At 56.6% G+C, this 18,716-nt stretch carries 19 protein-coding genes and 1 pseudogene; 13 read left to right on the top strand and 7 right to left on the bottom strand.

Annotated elements, in window-relative coordinates; translation table 11 throughout:
• The 8 genes and pseudogenes from FHC52_RS21275 to FHC52_RS21240 all read left to right on the top strand — a co-directional run.
• Window positions 1-99 (top strand): IS1 family transposase (locus FHC52_RS21275; protein WP_000641146.1); only part of this gene is annotated, 99 nt, incomplete at its 5' end.
• Window positions 100-114: 15 nt separating this feature from the next.
• A pseudogene (locus FHC52_RS21270) lies at window positions 115-318 on the top strand (ferritin-like domain-containing protein); the annotation flags it as partial.
• Window positions 319-341: 23 nt separating this feature from the next.
• Window positions 342-545, top strand: a complete 204-nt coding sequence (locus FHC52_RS21265) for a hypothetical protein (protein WP_008502273.1) — start codon at window positions 342-344, stop codon at window positions 543-545.
• Between the two features lie 25 nt (window positions 546-570).
• Complete coding sequence (locus FHC52_RS21260; protein ID WP_014883791.1) at window positions 571-1,077, top strand: ferritin-like domain-containing protein; 507 nt, start codon at window positions 571-573, stop codon at window positions 1,075-1,077.
• A 17-nt stretch (window positions 1,078-1,094) separates the two neighbouring features.
• Window positions 1,095-1,967 (top strand): manganese catalase family protein, encoded by an 873-nt coding sequence (locus tag FHC52_RS21255; protein WP_008502274.1) that lies wholly within the window; start codon window positions 1,095-1,097, stop codon window positions 1,965-1,967.
• 67 nt (window positions 1,968-2,034) lie between these two features.
• A complete protein-coding gene (locus tag FHC52_RS21250) occupies window positions 2,035-3,438 on the top strand; it encodes a cytochrome ubiquinol oxidase subunit I (RefSeq protein WP_220420252.1) in 1,404 nt (467 codons plus the stop codon).
• Window positions 3,438-4,448, top strand: coding sequence for a cytochrome d ubiquinol oxidase subunit II (gene cydB, locus FHC52_RS21245; RefSeq protein WP_032651830.1), 1,011 nt, complete (start codon window positions 3,438-3,440; stop codon window positions 4,446-4,448). The genes FHC52_RS21250 and cydB overlap by 1 nt, the downstream gene beginning before the upstream one ends.
• Before the next feature lie 8 nt (window positions 4,449-4,456).
• Window positions 4,457-6,082: an alpha-amylase family protein gene (locus FHC52_RS21240; protein WP_220420251.1), complete on the top strand. Its 1,626-nt coding sequence runs from the start codon at window positions 4,457-4,459 to the stop codon at window positions 6,080-6,082.
• On the opposite strand, the gene FHC52_RS21235 is transcribed toward FHC52_RS21240, so the two are convergent.
• Genes FHC52_RS21235 through FHC52_RS21220 form a run of 4 tightly spaced genes read right to left on the bottom strand, consistent with a single transcriptional unit; the run spans window position 6,083 to window position 8,576 of the window.
• The gene (locus tag FHC52_RS21235) at window positions 6,083-7,069 is read right to left on the bottom strand and encodes an SDR family oxidoreductase (protein WP_044596403.1); all 987 of its coding nucleotides are present in this window, start codon (window positions 7,067-7,069) and stop codon (window positions 6,083-6,085) included.
• A 17-nt stretch (window positions 7,070-7,086) separates the two neighbouring features.
• On the bottom strand, window positions 7,087-7,605 hold the full coding sequence (locus FHC52_RS21230; protein WP_032651834.1) for a 2-oxo-tetronate isomerase: 519 nt from the start codon (window positions 7,603-7,605) through the stop codon (window positions 7,087-7,089).
• An 11-nt stretch (window positions 7,606-7,616) separates the two neighbouring features.
• Window positions 7,617-8,063: a DUF421 domain-containing protein gene (locus FHC52_RS21225; RefSeq protein WP_008502280.1), complete on the bottom strand. Its 447-nt coding sequence runs from the start codon at window positions 8,061-8,063 to the stop codon at window positions 7,617-7,619.
• A gap of 9 nt (window positions 8,064-8,072) precedes the next feature.
• A complete protein-coding gene (locus FHC52_RS21220; protein WP_220420250.1) occupies window positions 8,073-8,576 on the bottom strand; it encodes a hypothetical protein in 504 nt (167 codons plus the stop codon).
• A gap of 138 nt (window positions 8,577-8,714) precedes the next feature.
• Between FHC52_RS21220 and FHC52_RS21215 the strand changes: the two genes are divergently transcribed.
• From FHC52_RS21215 to FHC52_RS21200, 4 genes are all read left to right on the top strand, one after another.
• Window positions 8,715-9,104, top strand: coding sequence for a YdeI family stress tolerance OB fold protein (locus FHC52_RS21215; RefSeq protein ID WP_008502282.1), 390 nt, complete (start codon window positions 8,715-8,717; stop codon window positions 9,102-9,104).
• Window positions 9,105-9,168: 64 nt separating this feature from the next.
• Complete coding sequence (locus FHC52_RS21210) at window positions 9,169-10,053, top strand: SDR family oxidoreductase (protein WP_021242539.1); 885 nt, start codon at window positions 9,169-9,171, stop codon at window positions 10,051-10,053.
• A 180-nt stretch (window positions 10,054-10,233) separates the two neighbouring features.
• Window positions 10,234-11,157 (top strand): LysR substrate-binding domain-containing protein, encoded by a 924-nt coding sequence (locus FHC52_RS21205; RefSeq protein ID WP_021242540.1) that lies wholly within the window; start codon window positions 10,234-10,236, stop codon window positions 11,155-11,157.
• Window positions 11,158-11,407: 250 nt separating this feature from the next.
• Window positions 11,408-13,789: a glucose/quinate/shikimate family membrane-bound PQQ-dependent dehydrogenase gene (locus FHC52_RS21200; protein WP_126288909.1), complete on the top strand. Its 2,382-nt coding sequence runs from the start codon at window positions 11,408-11,410 to the stop codon at window positions 13,787-13,789.
• 119 nt (window positions 13,790-13,908) lie between these two features.
• Here FHC52_RS21200 and FHC52_RS21195 read toward each other — a convergent pair whose 3' ends face one another.
• From FHC52_RS21195 to FHC52_RS21185, 3 genes are all read right to left on the bottom strand, one after another.
• Complete coding sequence (locus FHC52_RS21195; protein WP_126288907.1) at window positions 13,909-15,600, bottom strand: methyl-accepting chemotaxis protein; 1,692 nt, start codon at window positions 15,598-15,600, stop codon at window positions 13,909-13,911.
• Between the two features lie 160 nt (window positions 15,601-15,760).
• The gene (locus FHC52_RS21190; RefSeq protein WP_021242543.1) at window positions 15,761-16,879 is read right to left on the bottom strand and encodes an S-(hydroxymethyl)glutathione dehydrogenase/class III alcohol dehydrogenase; all 1,119 of its coding nucleotides are present in this window, start codon (window positions 16,877-16,879) and stop codon (window positions 15,761-15,763) included.
• A 31-nt stretch (window positions 16,880-16,910) separates the two neighbouring features.
• A complete protein-coding gene (locus FHC52_RS21185) occupies window positions 16,911-17,186 on the bottom strand; it encodes a metal/formaldehyde-sensitive transcriptional repressor (protein ID WP_008502288.1) in 276 nt (91 codons plus the stop codon).
• A gap of 369 nt (window positions 17,187-17,555) precedes the next feature.
• On the opposite strand from FHC52_RS21185, the gene FHC52_RS21180 reads away from it, so the two are divergent.
• Window positions 17,556-18,230: an SOS response-associated peptidase gene (locus FHC52_RS21180; protein WP_126288905.1), complete on the top strand. Its 675-nt coding sequence runs from the start codon at window positions 17,556-17,558 to the stop codon at window positions 18,228-18,230.
• Window positions 18,231-18,716: the final 486 nt, after the last annotated feature.

Genomic DNA, 18,716 nt, shown 5'->3' with positions numbered 1-18,716 from the left:
CTGGCAAGGCTGGGCAGGAAGTCACTGTCGTTCTCAAAATCGGTGGAGCTGCATGACAAAGTCATCGGGCATTATCTGAACATAAAACACTATCAGTAAGTTGGAGTCATTACCCGTGATGCCGCATTAATTGCCGCTGCGCAAAAAGTGGAGCATTACGAAATAGCCAGCTACGGTACCCTTGCCACCCTTGCAGAACAGCTCGGCTATAAAAAAGCCGTTAAGCTTCTTGCCGAAACGCTGGAAGAAGAGAAAGAGACCGACCTTAAACTCACCGACCTGGCCGTTGGCAATATTAACCAAAAAGCGCAGAAATGACGCGATAATACAGGTTAAATAAAATGAGCATCAGTCCCAGGACAATTAAACGGTGCCATTTAGCGGCAGCGATAATATGGTTCATTCTCGCTATCCCTTCCGTCATCTGGTGGAAGAACAGCGTGCTATGGGTCATTATCATCAGTATTTATGCCAATATTGTTGGCCATTTATCTGGCTACAGTGCCGCACGTGCCGATCAGGCTGCTGAAAGTGAGACCAAATAAGCGAACCCCTAATGAGGATACAATGATGAATCACGTAGAACACTACCATGACTGGCTACGCGATGCCCATGCAATGGAAAAGCAAGCCGAATCTATGCTGGAATCCATGGCCAGCCGTATCGATAATTATCCTGATGTTCGCGCCAGAATTGAGCAACATATTAATGAGACAAAACGGCAAATCACATTGCTGGAGGAAATCCTCGACCGTAATGATATTTCTCGTTCGGTCTTAAAAGACTCGATGAGCAAAATGGCGGCGCTGGGACAATCCATCGGCGGCATGTTCCCTTCTGACGAAATCGTGAAGGGCTCGATCAGCGGCTATGTTTTCGAACAGTTTGAAATCGCCTGCTATACCTCCCTGCTGGCGGCGGCCAAAAAAGCGGGTGACACCGCCTCGATACCCGCTATTGAGACGATCCTCGCCGAAGAGCGCGAAATGGCCGACTGGCTGATTCGTCATATCCCGCAAACGACGGAACAGTTCCTGCTGCGTTCAGACGCGTCGGGTGTCGAAGCGAAAAAATAACCCACAGGAGAGTGAGCATGTTTCGACACGTCAAACAGCTGCAATACACGGTTCGCGTCGCCGAACCGAATCCCGGCCTGGCCAACCTTTTACTGGAACAATTTGGCGGACCGCAGGGTGAACTGGCCGCCGCCTGCCGCTACTTTACGCAAGGGTTGAGCGATGACGATCCGGGCCGTAAAGACATGCTGATGGATATCGCGACCGAGGAGTTAAGCCACCTCGAAATCATCGGTACCCTGGTCGGTATGCTGAATAAAGGTGCCAAGGGCGCGCTGGCGGAAGGGGTGGAAAATGAGGCCGAGCTGTATCGCTCCATGACCGAAAACGGGAATGACAGCCACATCACCTCCCTGCTCTACGGCGGCGGAACCCCGCTAACTAACTCAGCGGGCGTACCCTGGACGGCGGCCTACGTCGACACCATTGGCGAGCCGACGGCGGATCTGCGTTCGAACGTGGCGGCCGAGGCCAGAGCCAAAATCATCTATGAACGGCTGATCAACGTGACTGACGATCCCGGCGTTAAAGATGCCCTGGCGTTTCTGATGACGCGTGAGGCGGCGCATCAGCTCTCCTTTGAGAAGGCGCTGCAGTCCATCCGTAATAATTTCCCGCCGGGAAAACTGCCGCCAATCGAGGAATTCACCAACAAGTACTACAATATGTCTGAAGGTGGAGAGGTTCGCGGAAGCTGGAACAGCGATAAACATTTCGATTACGTTGAGTCCCCCCAGCCTGCGGTGGATGGCGGCGATGGCAGTGCCAGCGTCACGCTCACAACCGAGCAGGCAACCCTGGTTAAGGCGATGTCTGCCCGCACGAAGTCCGATCCACATTCCGACCCGCTGACCGGTGCCGAGCTGGGTGCCGGTAAGACTAAACCGTAATCGGTTTGCCGGGCAGGCCTGACCTGCCCGGCAATTCGCGTGCCCCATCGTCTCAGAGGTACGGACCATGTTCGAACTCGATGCGTTTCATCTGGCCAGAATTCAGTTCGCTTTTACCGTCTCGTTCCACATCCTGTTTCCTGCGATCACCATCGGTCTCGCCAGCTACCTGGTGGTGCTGGAGGGCATGTGGCTGCGCACCAAAAAAGACGTCTGGCGATCGTTGTACCACTTCTGGCTAAAGATATTTGCCGTTAACTTCGGCATGGGCGTCGTTTCCGGGCTGGTGATGGCGTACCAGTTTGGCACCAACTGGAGCGGTTTCTCCCAGTTCGCGGGCAGCATTACCGGCCCGCTTCTGACTTATGAGGTATTAACCGCCTTCTTCCTGGAGGCCGGATTCCTTGGCGTTATGATGTTCGGCTGGAACAAGGTCGGCCCGGGGCTGCACTTCTTTTCGACCTGCATGGTGGCGCTCGGCACGCTGATGTCGACCTTCTGGATCCTCGCCTCCAACAGCTGGATGCATACGCCGCAGGGTTTCACTATCGAAAACGGGCAGGTTATCCCGCAGGACTGGCTGGCAATCGTCTTTAACCCCTCCTTCCCGTACCGTCTTATTCATATGGCTATCGCCGCGTTCCTGAGCAGCGCGCTGTTTGTCGGCGCGTCGGCCGCCTGGCACTTGCTCCGCGGTAACGATACGCCCGCCGTTCGCACCATGTTTTCGATGGCGATGTGGATGGCGCTGCTGGTCGCCCCTATCCAGGCGGTGGTGGGCGATATGCACGGCCTGAACACGCTTGAGCATCAGCCAGCCAAAATCGCCGCTATTGAGGGTCACTGGGAAAATCCGCCCGGCGAGGCCACCCCGCTGCTGCTGTTTGGCCTGCCGGATATGGAGGAAGAACGCACCAAATACGGTCTGGAGATCCCCGCGCTCGGCAGCCTGATTCTGACGCACAGCCTGGATAAACAGGTCCCGGCCCTGAAAGACTTCCCGAAAGAGGATCGACCCAACTCGACCATCGTTTTCTGGTCGTTCCGCATTATGGTGGGGATGGGTCTGCTGATGATTACCCTCGGTCTGCTCAGCCTCTGGCTACGCTATCGCCATCGACTTTACCACTCGCGTCCGTTCCAGTGGTTTGCCCTCTGCATGGGGCCTGCGGGGCTGGTCGCGCTGCTTGCCGGCTGGGTGACCACCGAAGTAGGCCGTCAGCCGTGGGTTGTCTATGGCTACCTGCGCACCATCGACGCGGTATCGCTGCACAGCACCCTGCAGATGAGCATTAGCCTGCTGGCGTTCTTCGTCGTCTACTCATCCGTATTTGGCGTGGGCTATGTTTATCTCATCCGGCTGATTAAGAAAGGTCCTCAGCCCGTTAATACGCTGACGTCAAACACCTCGGGCACGCCTGCTCGTCCGCTGTCAGCCGCGGAGTCTGTTCCGGAAGAGGAGAGAATCTGATGGGCGTCGATATCTCAGTGATTTGGTTTGCCATCATCGTGTTTGCCACGCTGATGTATATCATTATGGACGGCTTCGATCTGGGGATTGGCCTGCTGTTTAACTTCGTGGGCGATGCCAAAGAGCGCGATGTGATGGTCAATAGCGTGGCGCCCGTCTGGGACGGCAACGAGACCTGGCTGGTGCTCGGCGGCGCGGGGCTGTTCGGCGCGTTTCCGCTGGCCTATGCGGTGATCATTGATGCGCTGACCATCCCCCTCACCGCGATGCTGATCGGCCTCATCTTTCGCGGCGTTGCCTTTGAGTTCCGCTTCAAAGCCACCCCTTCACACCGCAAATTCTGGGACTACTCCTTTGCCGGCGGCTCCCTGCTCGCCACCTTCAGCCAGGGCGTGGTGGTGGGCGCCGTGATCAACGGCTTTGACGTGGAGGGCCGACGTTTTGTCGGCTCTTCGCTGGACTGGCTCACGCCTTTCAACCTCTTCTGCGGCATCGGTCTGGTCGTCGCCTACACGCTGCTGGGCACCACCTGGCTCATCATGAAAAGCGAAGGCGCGCTGCAACAACGCATGCGCGAACTGACCCGCCACGTGCTGCTGGCGCTGATGGTGGTTATCGCGGTGGTCAGCGTCTGGACGCCGCTCGGCTGGCAGTACGTCGCCGACCGCTGGTTTACCCTGCCCAACTTCTTCTGGTTCCTGCCGGTTCCGCTGCTGGTCGGGATCTTCAGCGTGCTGATCTGGCGCCTGACCCGCAATCCGGACAGCCACGCGCGCCCTTTCCTGCTGACGCTGGGGCTGATCTTCCTCGGGTTCAGCGGACTGGGTATCAGCCTCTGGCCGAACATTATTCCGCCGCGTATCACTCTGTGGGAGGCCGCGGCCCCGCCTGCCAGCCAGCTGTTTATGCTGGTCGGGACGTTACTGATTATTCCGGTGATCCTGGTGTACACCGCCTGGAGCTACTACGTGTTCCGGGGCAAGGTTTCGGATACTGAAGGCTATCACTGAGGCACGCTATGACGGACTGGCATACACGGGCCATTATTTACCAGATTGATACCGCACTCTTTTATGATTTGAACGGCGATGGCTGCGGGGACATCGCCGGGATAGCGGCCAAGCTGCGGTACATTCGCCGCATGGGGGCGACGGTTATCTGGATCACCCCGTTTTACCTCACGCCCTTTCTCGATGAAGGCTATGACGTCAGCGACCATCTCCAGGTGGATCCCCGCTTCGGAAAGCTGGCCGATATCATCGCCTTTATCGAACAGGCCCGCGAGCTGGGCATGCAGGTCATTATTGAACTGCTGATCCAGCACACCTCTGACGCGCATCCCTGGTTCCAGCAGGCCCGCCGTAACCCGGCGTCACCCTATCGGGATTACTACCTTTGGTCAGATACTGACGACGACGATACGCCCCCCATGTTTCCCGGCGTGGAGGAGAGCATCTGGAGCTGGGACGACGAAGCGGGACAATACTACCGGCACATGTTCTATCGCCACGAACCGGACCTGAACCTGACCTCGCCCGCGGTGCTGAAAGAGATCGAGAACATCATCCTCTTCTGGCTCAAGCTGGGCGTGTCGGGGTTCCGCCTGGATGCCGCCTCCCACCTGACCACGCAGGCGGGAAACGGTGATGAAAAAAAGGGCCTGTGGATCCTCGAACATATGCGCCGTCTGATTGAGGAGCATAATCCGGAGGCGATCCTGCTGGGTGAAGTGGACGTCGAGGTGGAGGCCTATCAGGACTACTTTGGGAATAATGACCGCCTGAATCTGGTGCTCAATTTCTGGCTCAACAAGTATTTTTACGTCAGCCTGGCCCGCAAAAGCGCCCGTCCCCTGCGCAACGCGGTGAAGAAGATGATCGTCCCGCCCGATTCATGCTGTTTTGCCAACTGGCTGCGCAATCACGACGAGCTGGATCTGGAGGGCATCAGCCAGAAAGACAAACAGTTTGTCCTCGATACCTTCGCCCCTGACGACGAGATGAACGTCTACCAGCGCGGGATCCGCCGCCGCCTGGCGCCGATGTTGAACGGCGATCTGAAGCGGCTGGCGTTCTGCCACGCGGTACTCTTTTCCCTGCCCGGCGTTCCGGTGATGCGCTATGGCGATGAGATCGGCATGGGGGATGACCTCGATCTGGAAGAGCGCTACGCCGTGCGCACCCCCATGCAGTGGGCAGGATCGCAAGGCGGCGGTTTTTCGGCAGCCGACCCGGAAAAATTTATCGCGCCGATTATTGACCGAGGTCCTTACCGCTATCAAAAAATCAACGTCGCTGATTCGCTGCTCCACCGCAACTCGCTCCTGCACCGCATCATTGATATCGCCAATACCCGCTCGGAGTTCCCCGAAATTGCCGTTGCGCCCTTTCGGCTCCTCACGATCGATCGTGACGCGGTGCTGGGGATCTATTACGAGACCGAAGAACGCAGCATCCTGACCTTTGTTAACTTCAGCGACCAGCCGGTACGGTTCACCGTCAAGGGGATCCGCAACGCCACCTGGACCGCCTGTCTTGCGGACAAACGCTACGATGACGCGCTGGTTTGCGGTAAAACCGTTGAGCTCAGCCTTGGCGGCTATGGCTATCGCTGGTTCTGGACGCACCGCAGCGCGCTGCGCTGATTACGGTTTCCGGCGGGTTATCAAACGCGTCAACACAATACCCGCCACCGCAAGGGCCCCTAACGCCACTTTGCCCGGCATACCGGAGGTCACGGACGACGCGCGGGTTTTCGCTTCGTCAGTGAAACGGCCATGGATTTTGTGCAGGTCGTTAACCGGCTGGTCGAGATAATCCCGGCGGTCCGGCGCGTTCAGATCGTCGGTCATCTGACCTTCCCAGGCTTTCTTCACCATCAGCCTGTCCAGAAAACCCGGGAAGAGGAACTGCCCTACAATCGACTGAATGGTGCTGCTGCCTACCCACAGCTCGCGCACCGGCTTTTGCGCCACCCTGAAGATGGCGCTGGCGGCGACTTCAGGCTCGAACACCGGCGGTACCGGCCGCATTGCCCACGCGAACTTGTTCCTTGCCCATTCGAACTGCGGCGTATTGAGCCCCGGCATCTGCACCATCGAAAGCTGAACCCGGCTGTTCTCATGCATCAGCTCGGTGCGCACCGCATCGGTAAACCCGCGGATCGCCGCTTTGGCCCCGCAGTAGGCGGACTGCAGAGGAATGGAACGGTAGGCCAGCGCGGACCCTACCTGAATAATCACGCCCCTGTCGCGCGGAACCATAAGCTCAAGCGCCGCGCGGGTGCCGTTCACGTAGCCGAGGTATGTCACCTCGGTCACGCGCCGAAACTCGTCCGGCGTAAGGGTACGAAACGGTGCCAGCACGGCCCCCATGGCGTTGTTGACCCAGACATCAATCGCACCGAGGCGATACTCAATCTCGTTAGCCGCATCCACCACCGCCTGACTGTCGGCGACGTCCGCCTGCACGGCGTGCGCATTCACGCCGAAGCGGCGCAACTCTTCCTGGGTGGAGTGCAGGCTGGCCTCATCACGGGCGATGAGGCCCACATCGTAACCTGCTTTTGCGAAGCGCAGCGCCGTGGCTTTTCCCACGCCCGCCGTCCCACCGGTAATCACTATGACAGCCATAGAACCTCCACGTGAACTCAACCGTTATGCCCGTCCGACAATGTTGTTACCAGCTCTGCCAGCGAAAAATGCACCGCTTTTTCCACCACGTCCTGACAGTCTCCGGAGAAAAGCACGGTACGGGTTTTCGTCTCGCCACGTATGTTCCACGCAAAACAGACCGTCCCCGCCGCCGTGCCGTCGTCGCCCCCTTCCGGACCAGCGTATCCGCTGATGGCGATGCTGATATCCGCCTGGGCAATGTCGCGGATGCTGGCGGCCATCTCGGTCACCGTCTGTTCGCTGACGGCGGTATAGCGCGTCAGCGTTTCAGGACGCACGCCGAGGATCCGCGCTTTCGCGGCATCGCTGAACACCACCAGCCCGACATCATAAAAATCGGCCGTGTTCTCTTCAGCGCAGAGCGCCACCGAGAGCTTTCCCCCGGTGCAGGATTCCGCCGTGGTTAAGCGCAGACCGGCATCGGTTAACTTGCTCGCCAGTTTTTTTGTCAATTGACCGACGGTGTAATGGTTATCGTGCAAAAGATTGCTCATCTTGCCGCCTCTTATTTCTCGAAAGGAATGATTGAAATATGTCCATTGCGCTCAAGTATGGCATATTTAATTTGGCTTATTTCGGTAATGCCATTATTCTGACGCGCGGAAACCAGAATGTCATCGCAAGAGACATCAACTTTTTTGAGTTTATCCGCCAGGGGAACGCCGTTTTCCACCAGAATCACAGGAGTGCCGTCCAGAATATTCTCTACCGGGGAAAAATATTTTTTCATAAGGCCAAAAATAATATCCACTACCACCAGGGTGGTAATCGTAATCATCGCGCCGGTGACGGAAAAATCCTGCCCCAGAAGGGCCTGCTGCGTGGCTTCACTAATTATCAGGAGAAGAATGAGATCAAAGCTGGTCATCTGCAGCAGCGCGCGTCGCCCGGCCACTTTAAATACCACCACGAGGAACAGATAAATAGCCAGCGCACGAAAGACCATATCCATATCAGCCTCCTACGGGTAAATAAATTGCCAGAGGGTGATCTCCGGCTCGTTGTTTACGCGGATGACCGAGTTCCATTTACCGGCCCGGGACGGTGTGGTAAAGAGTAATACCGAAAAGTTATCTGTCTTTTTCAGGTTGTGATAAACAAAATAGAGGCTGTTTCCGTGGCTGAACATGGCGTCCGGCTGGGGCCAGACGCTGCCTGGATCATACGCATCGCTACTCTCGCTGGTGACGCTGAGGGTATAGGTCCCCTCCGTTTTCACCGGAAACGCAAGCTGCATCCGTGTCTCCGTCTCCCGCCGCCCGAAGCGCTCATAGTTTATGGTCAGCGACTTAGCGGAATTTGTTTTTACCGTATCGCTGACTATTCCGCTTGAAAACAGACCGGCAATGGCGGCAACGATAATACCTAACAGAACAATAAACCCCACCTGACGAAACGCGTATTCAAACGTCAGCAAGCGATATCTTTCCTCTATCCCGGGTAACTTTTCATTTTCATGCTTCATGGCCATCGTCACCGTTTCGCTTATTATCCGATAATTTTGATTTCTAACGCGATTGTTTTTAGGACTTATCACATTTGCCACATAAAGGAATAGCAACAATACTTAATAAGTCAAGACACCCAAAATGAAGGATATCCGATGAAATTATCGCTTATTTCCGCTTTTTTGATATTTCTGGTTCCGGCCGCATGGGCAGATAATAACGGCGGGTTACAAAAAGGTGAAGCCCCGCCGCCGCCCCACGCCCTGGATAGCGGATATCGCGGAACCGATGACGCGCGTATTATGACCATCGATCAGGCAAAACAACTGCACGACGGTGCGACCATTTCATTACGCGGTAATCTTATTGACGGTAGCGGCGATAAGTTTGTATTTCAGGATAAAACCGGAAAAATCGACGTTATTATTCCCCAGGCAGTCTTCGACGGCAGAACGGTAAAACCCGACCAGATGATCAGCATCAACGGTTCGCTTGATAAAAAATCATCTCCTGCCGTCGTCCGTGTCGATCGTTTGCAGAAATAATTCAGCGAAGCGTTAACGCTGCAGTTATCCATCAAATCTCACCCCTTGGCTTAAGGAGTCAGCTATGAGTGATACCCAACAACGTACGAACGCTTACCCGCAGCCCCCGTTCCCGGAACAGCCGCAAACGCCACCGGGACTGGCATCCGAAATGCAACCTGTACCCGACCACGGGGAAACTAGCTACAAAGGGCATGGCCGCCTGGCCGGTAAAAAAGCGCTGATCACCGGCGGTGACTCGGGTATCGGTCGCGCAGTGGCCATCGCCTATGCCCGTGAAGGTGCAGACGTGGCCATTAACTACCTGCCTGAAGAGGAAAAAGACGCCGCGGAGGTCATCGACCTGATCAAAGCCGAAGGCCGGAATGCCGTCGCGCTGCCGGGGGACGTTCGGGACGAAACCTTCTGCCAGAATCTGGTCGAAGAAGCCGTCTCGAAGCTGGGCGGGCTGGATATTCTGGTCAATAACGCCGGTCGTCAGCAGTTCCGTGAATCCCTTGAAGAGCTGACCACCGAAGATTTTGACGCGACGTTTAAAACCAACGTCTATGCCCCCTTCTGGATCACGAAGGCGGCGCTGCGCCACCTGAAAGCCTCGTCCGTTATCATTAATACCTCCTCCGTTCAGGCCGTGAAGCCAAGCCCGGTGCTGCTGGACTACGCCCAGACCAAAGCCTGCCTGGCGGTATTTACCAAATCCTTAGCCAAGCAGCTGGGTCCGAAAGGCATTCGCGTCAACGCGGTCGCTCCCGGACCTTACTGGACGGTACTGCAATCCAGCGGCGGCCAGCCGATGGAAAAAGTGAAGGAGTTTGGCGGCGATACCCCGCTGGGACGTCCGGGTCAGCCCGTCGAGATTGCCCCGCTGTACGTCACGCTGGCCTCGGATGAATGTTCATTTACCTCCGGCCAGGTATGGTGCTCTGACGGCGGTGACGGCGTGATCTGACCCCTTAACCCTCCCTCTCTGCAATGAGCAATAAATGAACAAGGATGTTCACATTTCTTCCCCTGCCGAAAAACATGTTGTAACTCAAACAGATCAAATGTTAAAAATATTTTGCTATCAAGTTATCAAAATTAAACAACTTAGCTTGTCACCCGCATCGCTCTGTTTTTAACATCGCCTATGGAAAAAAATGGTCTGTTCAGTCAGCGCATACGCTTGCGCCATTTGCATACATTTGTGGCCGTCGCTCAACAGGGAACGCTGGGGCGTGCGGCTGAAACTCTTAACCTGAGCCAGCCTGCGCTCTCGAAAACCCTCAACGAGCTTGAACAGCTGACCGGTGCCCGTCTTTTTGACCGGGGTCGGCTGGGGGCGCAGCTTACCATCGTGGGCGAACAGTTCCTTACGCACGCCGTCAAAGTGCTGGATGCGCTCAATACCGCAGGCCAGTCGCTGCATCGAAAAGAAGAACACACCAGCGAGGTCGTCCGCGTCGGGGCCCTGCCCACCGCCGCGCTGGGCATTCTTCCGCCGGTGATTGGCCAGTTCCACAAGCAGCAACGGCATACCACTATTCAGGTTGCCACCATGAATAACACCATGCTGCTCGCGGGGCTGAAATCGGGCGAGCTGGATATCGGGATTGGCCGCATGTCCGACCCTGAACTGATGGGCGGTCTCAATTACGAGCTGCTGTTCCTGGAGTCCCTGAAGCTGGTGGTTCGTCCCGATCATCCGCTGCTGCAGGACACGGTGACGTTAAGCCGCGTCATGGAGTGGCCGGTGGTGGTGTGCCCGAAAGGGACCGTCCCACGTCAGACCGCCGAAACCTTGCTGCAAATGCAGGGGTGTACGCTGCCCTCAGGGTGTATCGAAACGCTGTCAGCCTCGCTTTCACGCCAGCTCACCCTCGACTATGACTACGTCTGGTTCGTTCCCTCCGGCGCGGTAAAAGATGATTTGCGCCAGGGCACGCTGACCGCTCTCCCCGTAACGGCCCCCGGCGCCGGTGAACCTATCGGCATTTTGACCCGGGTAGATACCCCGCTTTCCACGGGCGCGCAGACGCTGCTGAGCGCCATCCGTAAATCGATGCCGGTTTAATACCCCTCACCCTAGCCCTCTCCCCTAAAGGGGCGAGGGAACAGACCTGCGCGTTAATCAAATAATGCGAAATCATTCATTAACAATTGCGTAAAACAATTTAACAGTTTTATCATAGCCGTGAATTCACCAAATGGTTCACAAACGGTTTGATAAAAACGAATTCACCCATACTAATCATCAATCCCACCGAATTTATTACCCAACTGGTACATACCCGACACGGCGGCGGGATCTAAAGGAGAGAGAAATGGCATTTGGCAGCGCGCCACGTGGAATACCGCGTATTCTGCAGTGGCTTCTTGCCGGACTGATGATGCTCATCGGTCTGGCGGTCGGCGGGTTGGGCTTTAAGCTCGCCACCGTAGGCGGGAGTAGTTACTTCCTGATAATGGGCGTGGCAATGGTGATTGCCGCGATCCTGATTTTCCTCAACCGCACCAGCGGGATCTTGCTTTACGGCATCGCGTTTATTGCCTCGCTGTTCTGGGCGGTAAGCGATGCGGGCTGGGATTTCTGGCCGCTCTTCTCCCGCCTGTTTACCTTTGCCGTGCTGGCGTTCCTGTGCGCCATCGTCTGGCCCTTCCTGCGTGCGGCAAACCACACTGCACCAAACAAAGCCCCCGCTTTTGGCGTCGCGGCGCTGCTCGCGGTGGCCATGCTGGTCAGCCTCGGCTGGATGTTTAAGCCGCAAACCCTTGTGGCAGCGAACGAGCCCGTGCCGGTGAAATCCGTCGCACCCGGCGAGCAGCAAAAGAACTGGGAGCACTGGGGCAACACCACCCACGGCGACCGCTTCGCCGCGCTGGACCAGATTAACAAGCAAAACGTCAGCTCGCTGAAAGTCGCGTGGGTTGCGCACACCGGCGATATTCCGCAGAGCAACGGCTCGGGTGCGGAAGATCAGAACACGCCGCTGCAGATTGGCGACACGCTGTATGTCTGTACGCCGTACAGTAAAGTGCTGGCGCTGGACGTGGATTCCGGTAAAGAAAAATGGCGTTATGATTCGAAAGCCACCGCGCCGAACTGGCAGCGCTGCCGCGGTCTGGGCTACTTTGAAGATCATGAAAACGTGACGGCGTCACAGACCGGAACATCGCCAGCGGCATGCCCTCGCCGCCTGTTCCTGCCCACCACCGATGCCCGTCTGATTGCCATTAACGCGGATAACGGCAAGGTCTGCGACGACTTTGGCGACCATGGCACCGTGGATCTGAGCGTCGGTATGGGTGAGATTAAGCCCGGATATTATCAGCAGACCTCCACGCCGCTGGTGGCCGGGAACGTTGTTGTCGTCGGCGGTCGCGTCGCGGATAACTACTCGACCGGCGAGCCGCCGGGCGTGGTCCGCGCCTACGACGTTCACACCGGTAAACTGGCCTGGGCGTGGGATCCGGGTAATCCGAACCTGACCGGCCTGCCGCCGGAAGGCCAGACCTACACCCGCGGTACGCCGAACGTCTGGTCTGCGATGTCTTACGACGCCAAACTGAACCTGATCTACCTGCCAACCGGCAACGCCACGCCAGACTTCTGGGCGGGCGAGCGTACCGCGCTGGACGATAAGTACAGTTCTTCCATCGTCGCCGTCGACGCGGCCACCGGCCAGGTCCGCTGGCATTTCCAGACCACCCATCACGACCTGTGGGACTTTGACCTGCCTTCCCAGCCTCTGCTGTACGACCTGCCTGACGGCAAGGGCGGCACCACGCCTGTGCTGGTGCAGACCAGCAAGCAGGGCATGATCTTCATGCTTAACCGCGAAACCGGCAAGCCGGTGGCGAAGGTCGAGGAACGCCCTGTCCCGGCGGGTAACGTTGAAGGTGAACGCTACTCCCCAACCCAGCCGTACTCTGTTGGCATGCCGATGATTGGCAACCAGACGCTGACCGAGTCCGACATGTGGGGCGCGACGCCAGTCGACCTGCTGCTGTGCCGCATTCAGTTTAAAGAGATGCGTCATCAGGGCGTCTTCACTCCACCGGGTCTCGACCGTTCCCTGCAGTTCCCTGGCTCACTCGGCGGGATGAACTGGGGCAGCGTCTCCGTTGACCCGAACAACAGCCTGATGTTCGTCAACGATATGCGTCTGGGTCTGGCAAACTACATGGTGCCGCGCGCGAACGTGGCGAAAGATGCCAGCGGCATCGAGATGGGGATTGTCCCGATGGACGGCACGCCGTTCGGCGCGATGCGCGAGCGCTTCCTGTCGCCGCTGGGCATTCCGTGCCAGAAGCCGCCGTTTGGCACCATGTCGGCGGTTGACCTGAAAACCGGCAAGCTGGTGTGGCAGGTTCCTGTTGGCACGGTGGAAGATACCGGCCCGCTGGGCATTCGCATGCACATGCCAATCCCAATCGGTATGCCGACCCTGGGCGCGTCGCTCTCTACCCAGTCCGGTCTGCTGTTCTTTGCCGGCACCCAGGATTTCTACCTGCGCGCGTTTGATACCGCCACCGGGAAAGAGATCTGGAAAGACCGCCTGCCGGTCGGCAGCCAGTCCGGCCCGATGACCTACGTGTCGCCGAAAACCGGTAAGCAGTACATCATCATTAACGCCGGTGGCACCCGCCAGTCGCCGGATCGCGGTGATTACGTTATCGCGTACGCGTTACCTGATAAGAAATAACCGATGAAAAAAGGGACCTTTTGGTCCCTTTTTTTTGCCCGGTGGCGCTTCGCTTACGCGGGCCTACAAATACAAGTAGGTCGGGTAAGGCGAAGCCGCCACCCGACAAAACACGCGACTCAGAACGTCTCCCAGTTATCCCCCGAAACTGTCGCCGCCGGGCGCAACGGCGCGCTCGTCGCCACTGGCGCTGACGCCACCGCGCGGTTCGGCTTCGCACCGCTCAGACGAAACGCCCCAACCGCCTCGGTCAGACGCGCGCCCTGTTCTTCCAGAGACGCCGCCGCCGCGGAGGCTTCTTCCACCAGCGAGGCGTTCTGCTGGGTCACTTTATCCATCTCCGAAATCGCCTGGCTCACCTGGACGATACCGCGACTCTGCTCATCGGACGCCGCGGCGATCTCCAGCATGATGTCGGTGACGCGCTTCACCGCGTCGACGATCTCATTCATGGTGTTACCGGCGGCAACAACTTCACCGGACCCCTGATCGATCAGCGAAACCGATTCGTTGATCAGGCTTTCGATCTCTTTTGCGGCATTCGCACTGCGGCTTGCCAGAGTGCGCACTTCACTTGCCACCACGGCAAATCCGCGCCCTTGTTCACCCGCACGGGCCGCTTCTACCGCCGCGTTAAGCGCCAGGATATTGGTCTGGAAGGCAATGCTGTTAATCACGGCGGTGATTTCAGAGATCTTCTTCGAGCTGCTGGAGATATTGCCCATGGTTTTCACCACGCCGGAGACCATCTGGCCGCCGCGGGTAGCTTTGCCGGAAGCATCTTCCGCCAGCTTGCTGGCATGATGGGCGTTATCGGCGTTCTGCTTCACCGTCGCGGTCAGCTGTTCCATGCTTGCGGCGGTTTGCTCGATGGCGGCAGCCTGCTGCTCGGTGCGGGAAGAGAGATCGGTGTTACCGGCAGAAATTTCGCTGGTGCCACGGTAGATTTCCTCCGCCCCCTGACGCACGGTGCCGACCGTTTTTTCAAGCGAGTGCTGCATGGTTTGCAGATCGCGCGTCAGGCGACCAATTTCGCTGCGCCCCGCCACGTCGTCCGGCATCGTCAGGTCGCCCTTAGCGATATTCTCGATACGTTTCGCTGCCCGCTGCAGCGGATTGATTACCGTGCGGCGCAGCACGACAAAGGTCATTGCCGTCAGCACCAGCGCCAGCGCAAACGCGCCCACCATAAACATCAGGCCCAGCTGCGTGCGGCTGTGCGCCTGCGCCGTCAGCGCATTGGCACGGTCGGTACGGATCTTAATCGCCTTCAGCAGTACGGCGTTATAAGCGTCATCCAGCGGACGCGCCGTTTCGTTTTCGTGATTGATGATCGCTTCGAACATGCCATTTTTGGCGAATTTGACCATCGGCTGCATGCCAGCGATATAGGCGTCGTAACGCGCCTTGAGATCCGCGTCCAGCGCTGCGCCCTCGGCGGTGCGCACGGCACGATTCATGTAGGCGGTAAAGCTCTCCTGGGACTGCTTAATGCGTGTTTCCGCCTCGCTAATGTTCTGCTTCATGGCGTCCATCTCCGCGATACGGCTTGCCGCACCGGCGTGGATCAGATTGATACGCGCGGTTCGCAGATGGTTTGAGCTGTTCGACAGCCCCATACGCACCTGAATTTCAGCTGTGACATCCTGCTGATCGTTATCGGCCTGCAGCAGGAAATAACCCGCAAGACCCGAGCTCAAGGCAAACAGAAGAATAATGCCACCGAGAATGGAGGAAAACAGCGGAACCAGCCTGATGTGATGCAAGAAGCCCAGCTTGCGCTGCGCCAGCATCGAAGTAGTGTTGTCCATGACCGTCGACTCTCTTGTAGGTAAGATGCGTAAAAACACGCCTGTTAAATAGTCATCGGCACGGCACAGATTAAGATTACGGCTAAAAACGCCGCACTGGTCACACTTTAGAGAAGATTATTAAAGAAACGCCAGCGGCGAAAAACCGCTGGCAGAAGAGTTACTTGTCGCCGAAATGGATAACGGTACGGATGGATTTTCCTTCGTGCATCAGATCAAACGCCTCGTTGATCTGCTCCAGTGGTAAGCGATGGGTAATGAACGGATCGAGCTGAATCTTGCCGACCATCGCATCTTCAACCATACCCGGAAGCTGGGTACGCCCCTTCACGCCGCCAAACGCGGAACCACGCCATACGCGCCCAGTGACCAGCTGGAATGGACGAGTTTTAATCTCCTGACCCGCTCCGGCCACGCCAATGATGATGCTCTCGCCCCAGCCTTTGTGGCAGCACTCCAGCGCGGAACGCATCACGTTGACGTTGCCGATACACTCGAAGCTGAAGTCCACGCCGCCGTCGGTCATCTCAACGATAACGTCCTGAATCGGCTTCTCGTGATCTTTCGGGTTCACGAAATCGGTCGCACCCATTTCACCCGCCAGCCTGAATTTCTCCGGGTTGGTATCGACCGCGATGATACGACCGGCCTTCGCCTGCACCGCGCCCTGAATCACCGCCAGACCAATGCCGCCGAGACCGAACACCGCCACGGTATCGCCCTCTTTGACTTTTGCCGTGTTATGCACCGCGCCAATACCGGTGGTCACGCCACAGCCCAGCAGGCAGACTTTGTCCAGCGGCGCCTGCGGGTTCACCTTCGCCAGCGAGATCTCCGCGCAAACGGTGTATTCGCTGAAGGTGCTGGTGCCCATGTAGTGATAAACCGGCTCGCCGTTGTAAGAGAAACGGGTCGTCCCGTCCGGCATCAGCCCTTTCCCCTGGGTGGCGCGCACCGCCTGGCAGAGGTTAGTTTTGCCGGATTTACAGAACTTGCATTCGCCGCATTCCGCGGTGTACAGCGGGATCACGTGATCGCCCGGCTTCAGGCTGGTCACGCCTTCGCCCACTTCCACCACAATCCCGCCGCCTTCATGACCGAGCACTGCCGGGAAGACGCCCTCCGGGTCATCGCCCGAGAGCGTAAACGCATCGGTATGGCACACGCCGGTATGGGTGATTTTGATCAGCACTTCGCCTTTCTTCGGCGGTGCCACGTCAATTTCAACGATTTTGAGCGGCTGGCCGGGGCCAAATGCAACTGCAGCGCGAGATTTCATATGCCTTCCCTTTTTTGTCAGGTATGTGGATTTATTTTAGATAAGAGCGCAGTAAATGGCCGACTTCCGCCATGCGTACGGCTCGCTGATCCGGCGTGGTGTCCCCCGCAACCAGCTCATCTTTGAGGTGAATTTCAACCATTTCGCCCATCAGGCCATTGGCAGCCCCGCGCACGGCGGCAATTTGCTGCAGGATGGCCAGACAAGGGTCGCCCGACTCCAGCGCACGTTCAAGGGCATCAACCTGGCCCCGAATGCGGCGGACGCGGGTAAGAATACGTTTTTTATCTTCGGGTGAATGCGGCATACGCCCTCCTGATACTATAGGGGGGTATTGTATCCTCCAAGGCAACCTTATGTAAACATTAAGTTTTATATGGTTATCAGTTGCTTACGCGGTATACACAAAAGGCACTATCGGACATAAAAGAACTTTTTACTGCCCCCAAATTGCCCCCAAATTGCCCCCCAATTGCCCCCAAAGCGTATTTTGCCCCCAAATTTGCCCCCAAAATTCACTCTTTTGCGTAACTCCTTCCAGTCTCGAAACGTCCAGCTTTACCGTCTCGCTGGCTCCCAGCATCATGTCCGTGTTTCAAAATCATAGGCTTTCGGTGCGCACCAGTTATTTCTCCTTGCCCTATACTTTCAGTCTGAAATCTGGCTGGAGGTTTCTATGTGTGGACGTTTTGCACAAGCACAAACCCGTGAAGAATATCTTGCCTATTTGGCTGAAGAAGCCGATCGCGACATCGCATACGACCCAGAGTCTATTGGCCGCTACAACGTCGCGCCAGGTACTAGAGTTCTGTTGCTGAGCGAACGCGACGAGCAGCTGCATCTTGATCCGGTCCTGTGGTCATATGCGCCCGGGTGGTGGGATAAAGCGCCACTGATAAATGCCCGAGTCGAGACTGCAGCCACAAGCCGCATGTTCAAACCTCTCTGGCAGCATGGTCGGGCGATTTGTTTCGCTGATGGCTGGTTTGAATGGAAGAAGGAAGGCGACAAGAAACAGCCCTACTTCATCCACCGTGCCGACGGCCAGCCCATTTTCATGGCAGCGATCGGCAGCATACCGTTTGAGCGCGGCGATGAAGCAGAAGGTTTCCTGATAGTGACGTCTGCAGCTGACAAAGGCCTTGTCGACATTCACGACCGCAGGCCACTGGTTCTGTCACCTGAAGCGGCACGCGAATGGATGCGCCAGGATATAGGCGGGAAAGAAGCAGAAGAGATAGCGGCCGACGGTGCCGTACCAGCCGACAAGTTTATCTGGCACCCCGTTACGCGCGCCGTGGGTAATGTGAAAAACCAGGGCCCAGAGTTAATCGAGGCTGCCCGATTATGAAATAAAAGAGACCTATACTTCTGCAATGAGAGATAGGAAGTGTTAAGTAATTGATTAAACATCTGTGAAGAGTTAACAGTTAAAGATTAGCTCTAAAGATAAACCTTAAAATGCCGATGTATTTGGGGAAGTTATTGTGTTATCACTTCCAATTATGTCACAAGGAAAAAAAAATACTATGAAAATCAATACCATAAAAGTTAGCGAAGGCTTGTTCTGTAATTGCTGCCATTTGCCGATTGATCAATGCAAAAATCGCAACAAACCGTTAAACGGCTAATATTAGGCCACCTCGTGTGGCCTTTTCTATTTCTTAAGATATATCCAGTTCGCTTTCATCATATTTAGAAGAACATAGCTTCGTTAGTACTTGATGTAGCCCCCTGAAACACCAGACAGTAGCTGTATCTCCAGATAAGAGATAGGCTTGAATATATGTCTAACACTAACACCAATTTTGAGATGACCGGGATCCTGTTAGGGCAA

This window comes from Enterobacter sp. EC_64 (assembly GCF_019584165.1).
GTDB classification, from domain to species: Bacteria; Pseudomonadota; Gammaproteobacteria; order Enterobacterales; family Enterobacteriaceae; genus Enterobacter; species Enterobacter roggenkampii.
The sequence above is the reverse complement of the archived record's forward strand: the minus strand, read 5'-3'. Positions and strand labels throughout refer to the sequence as shown.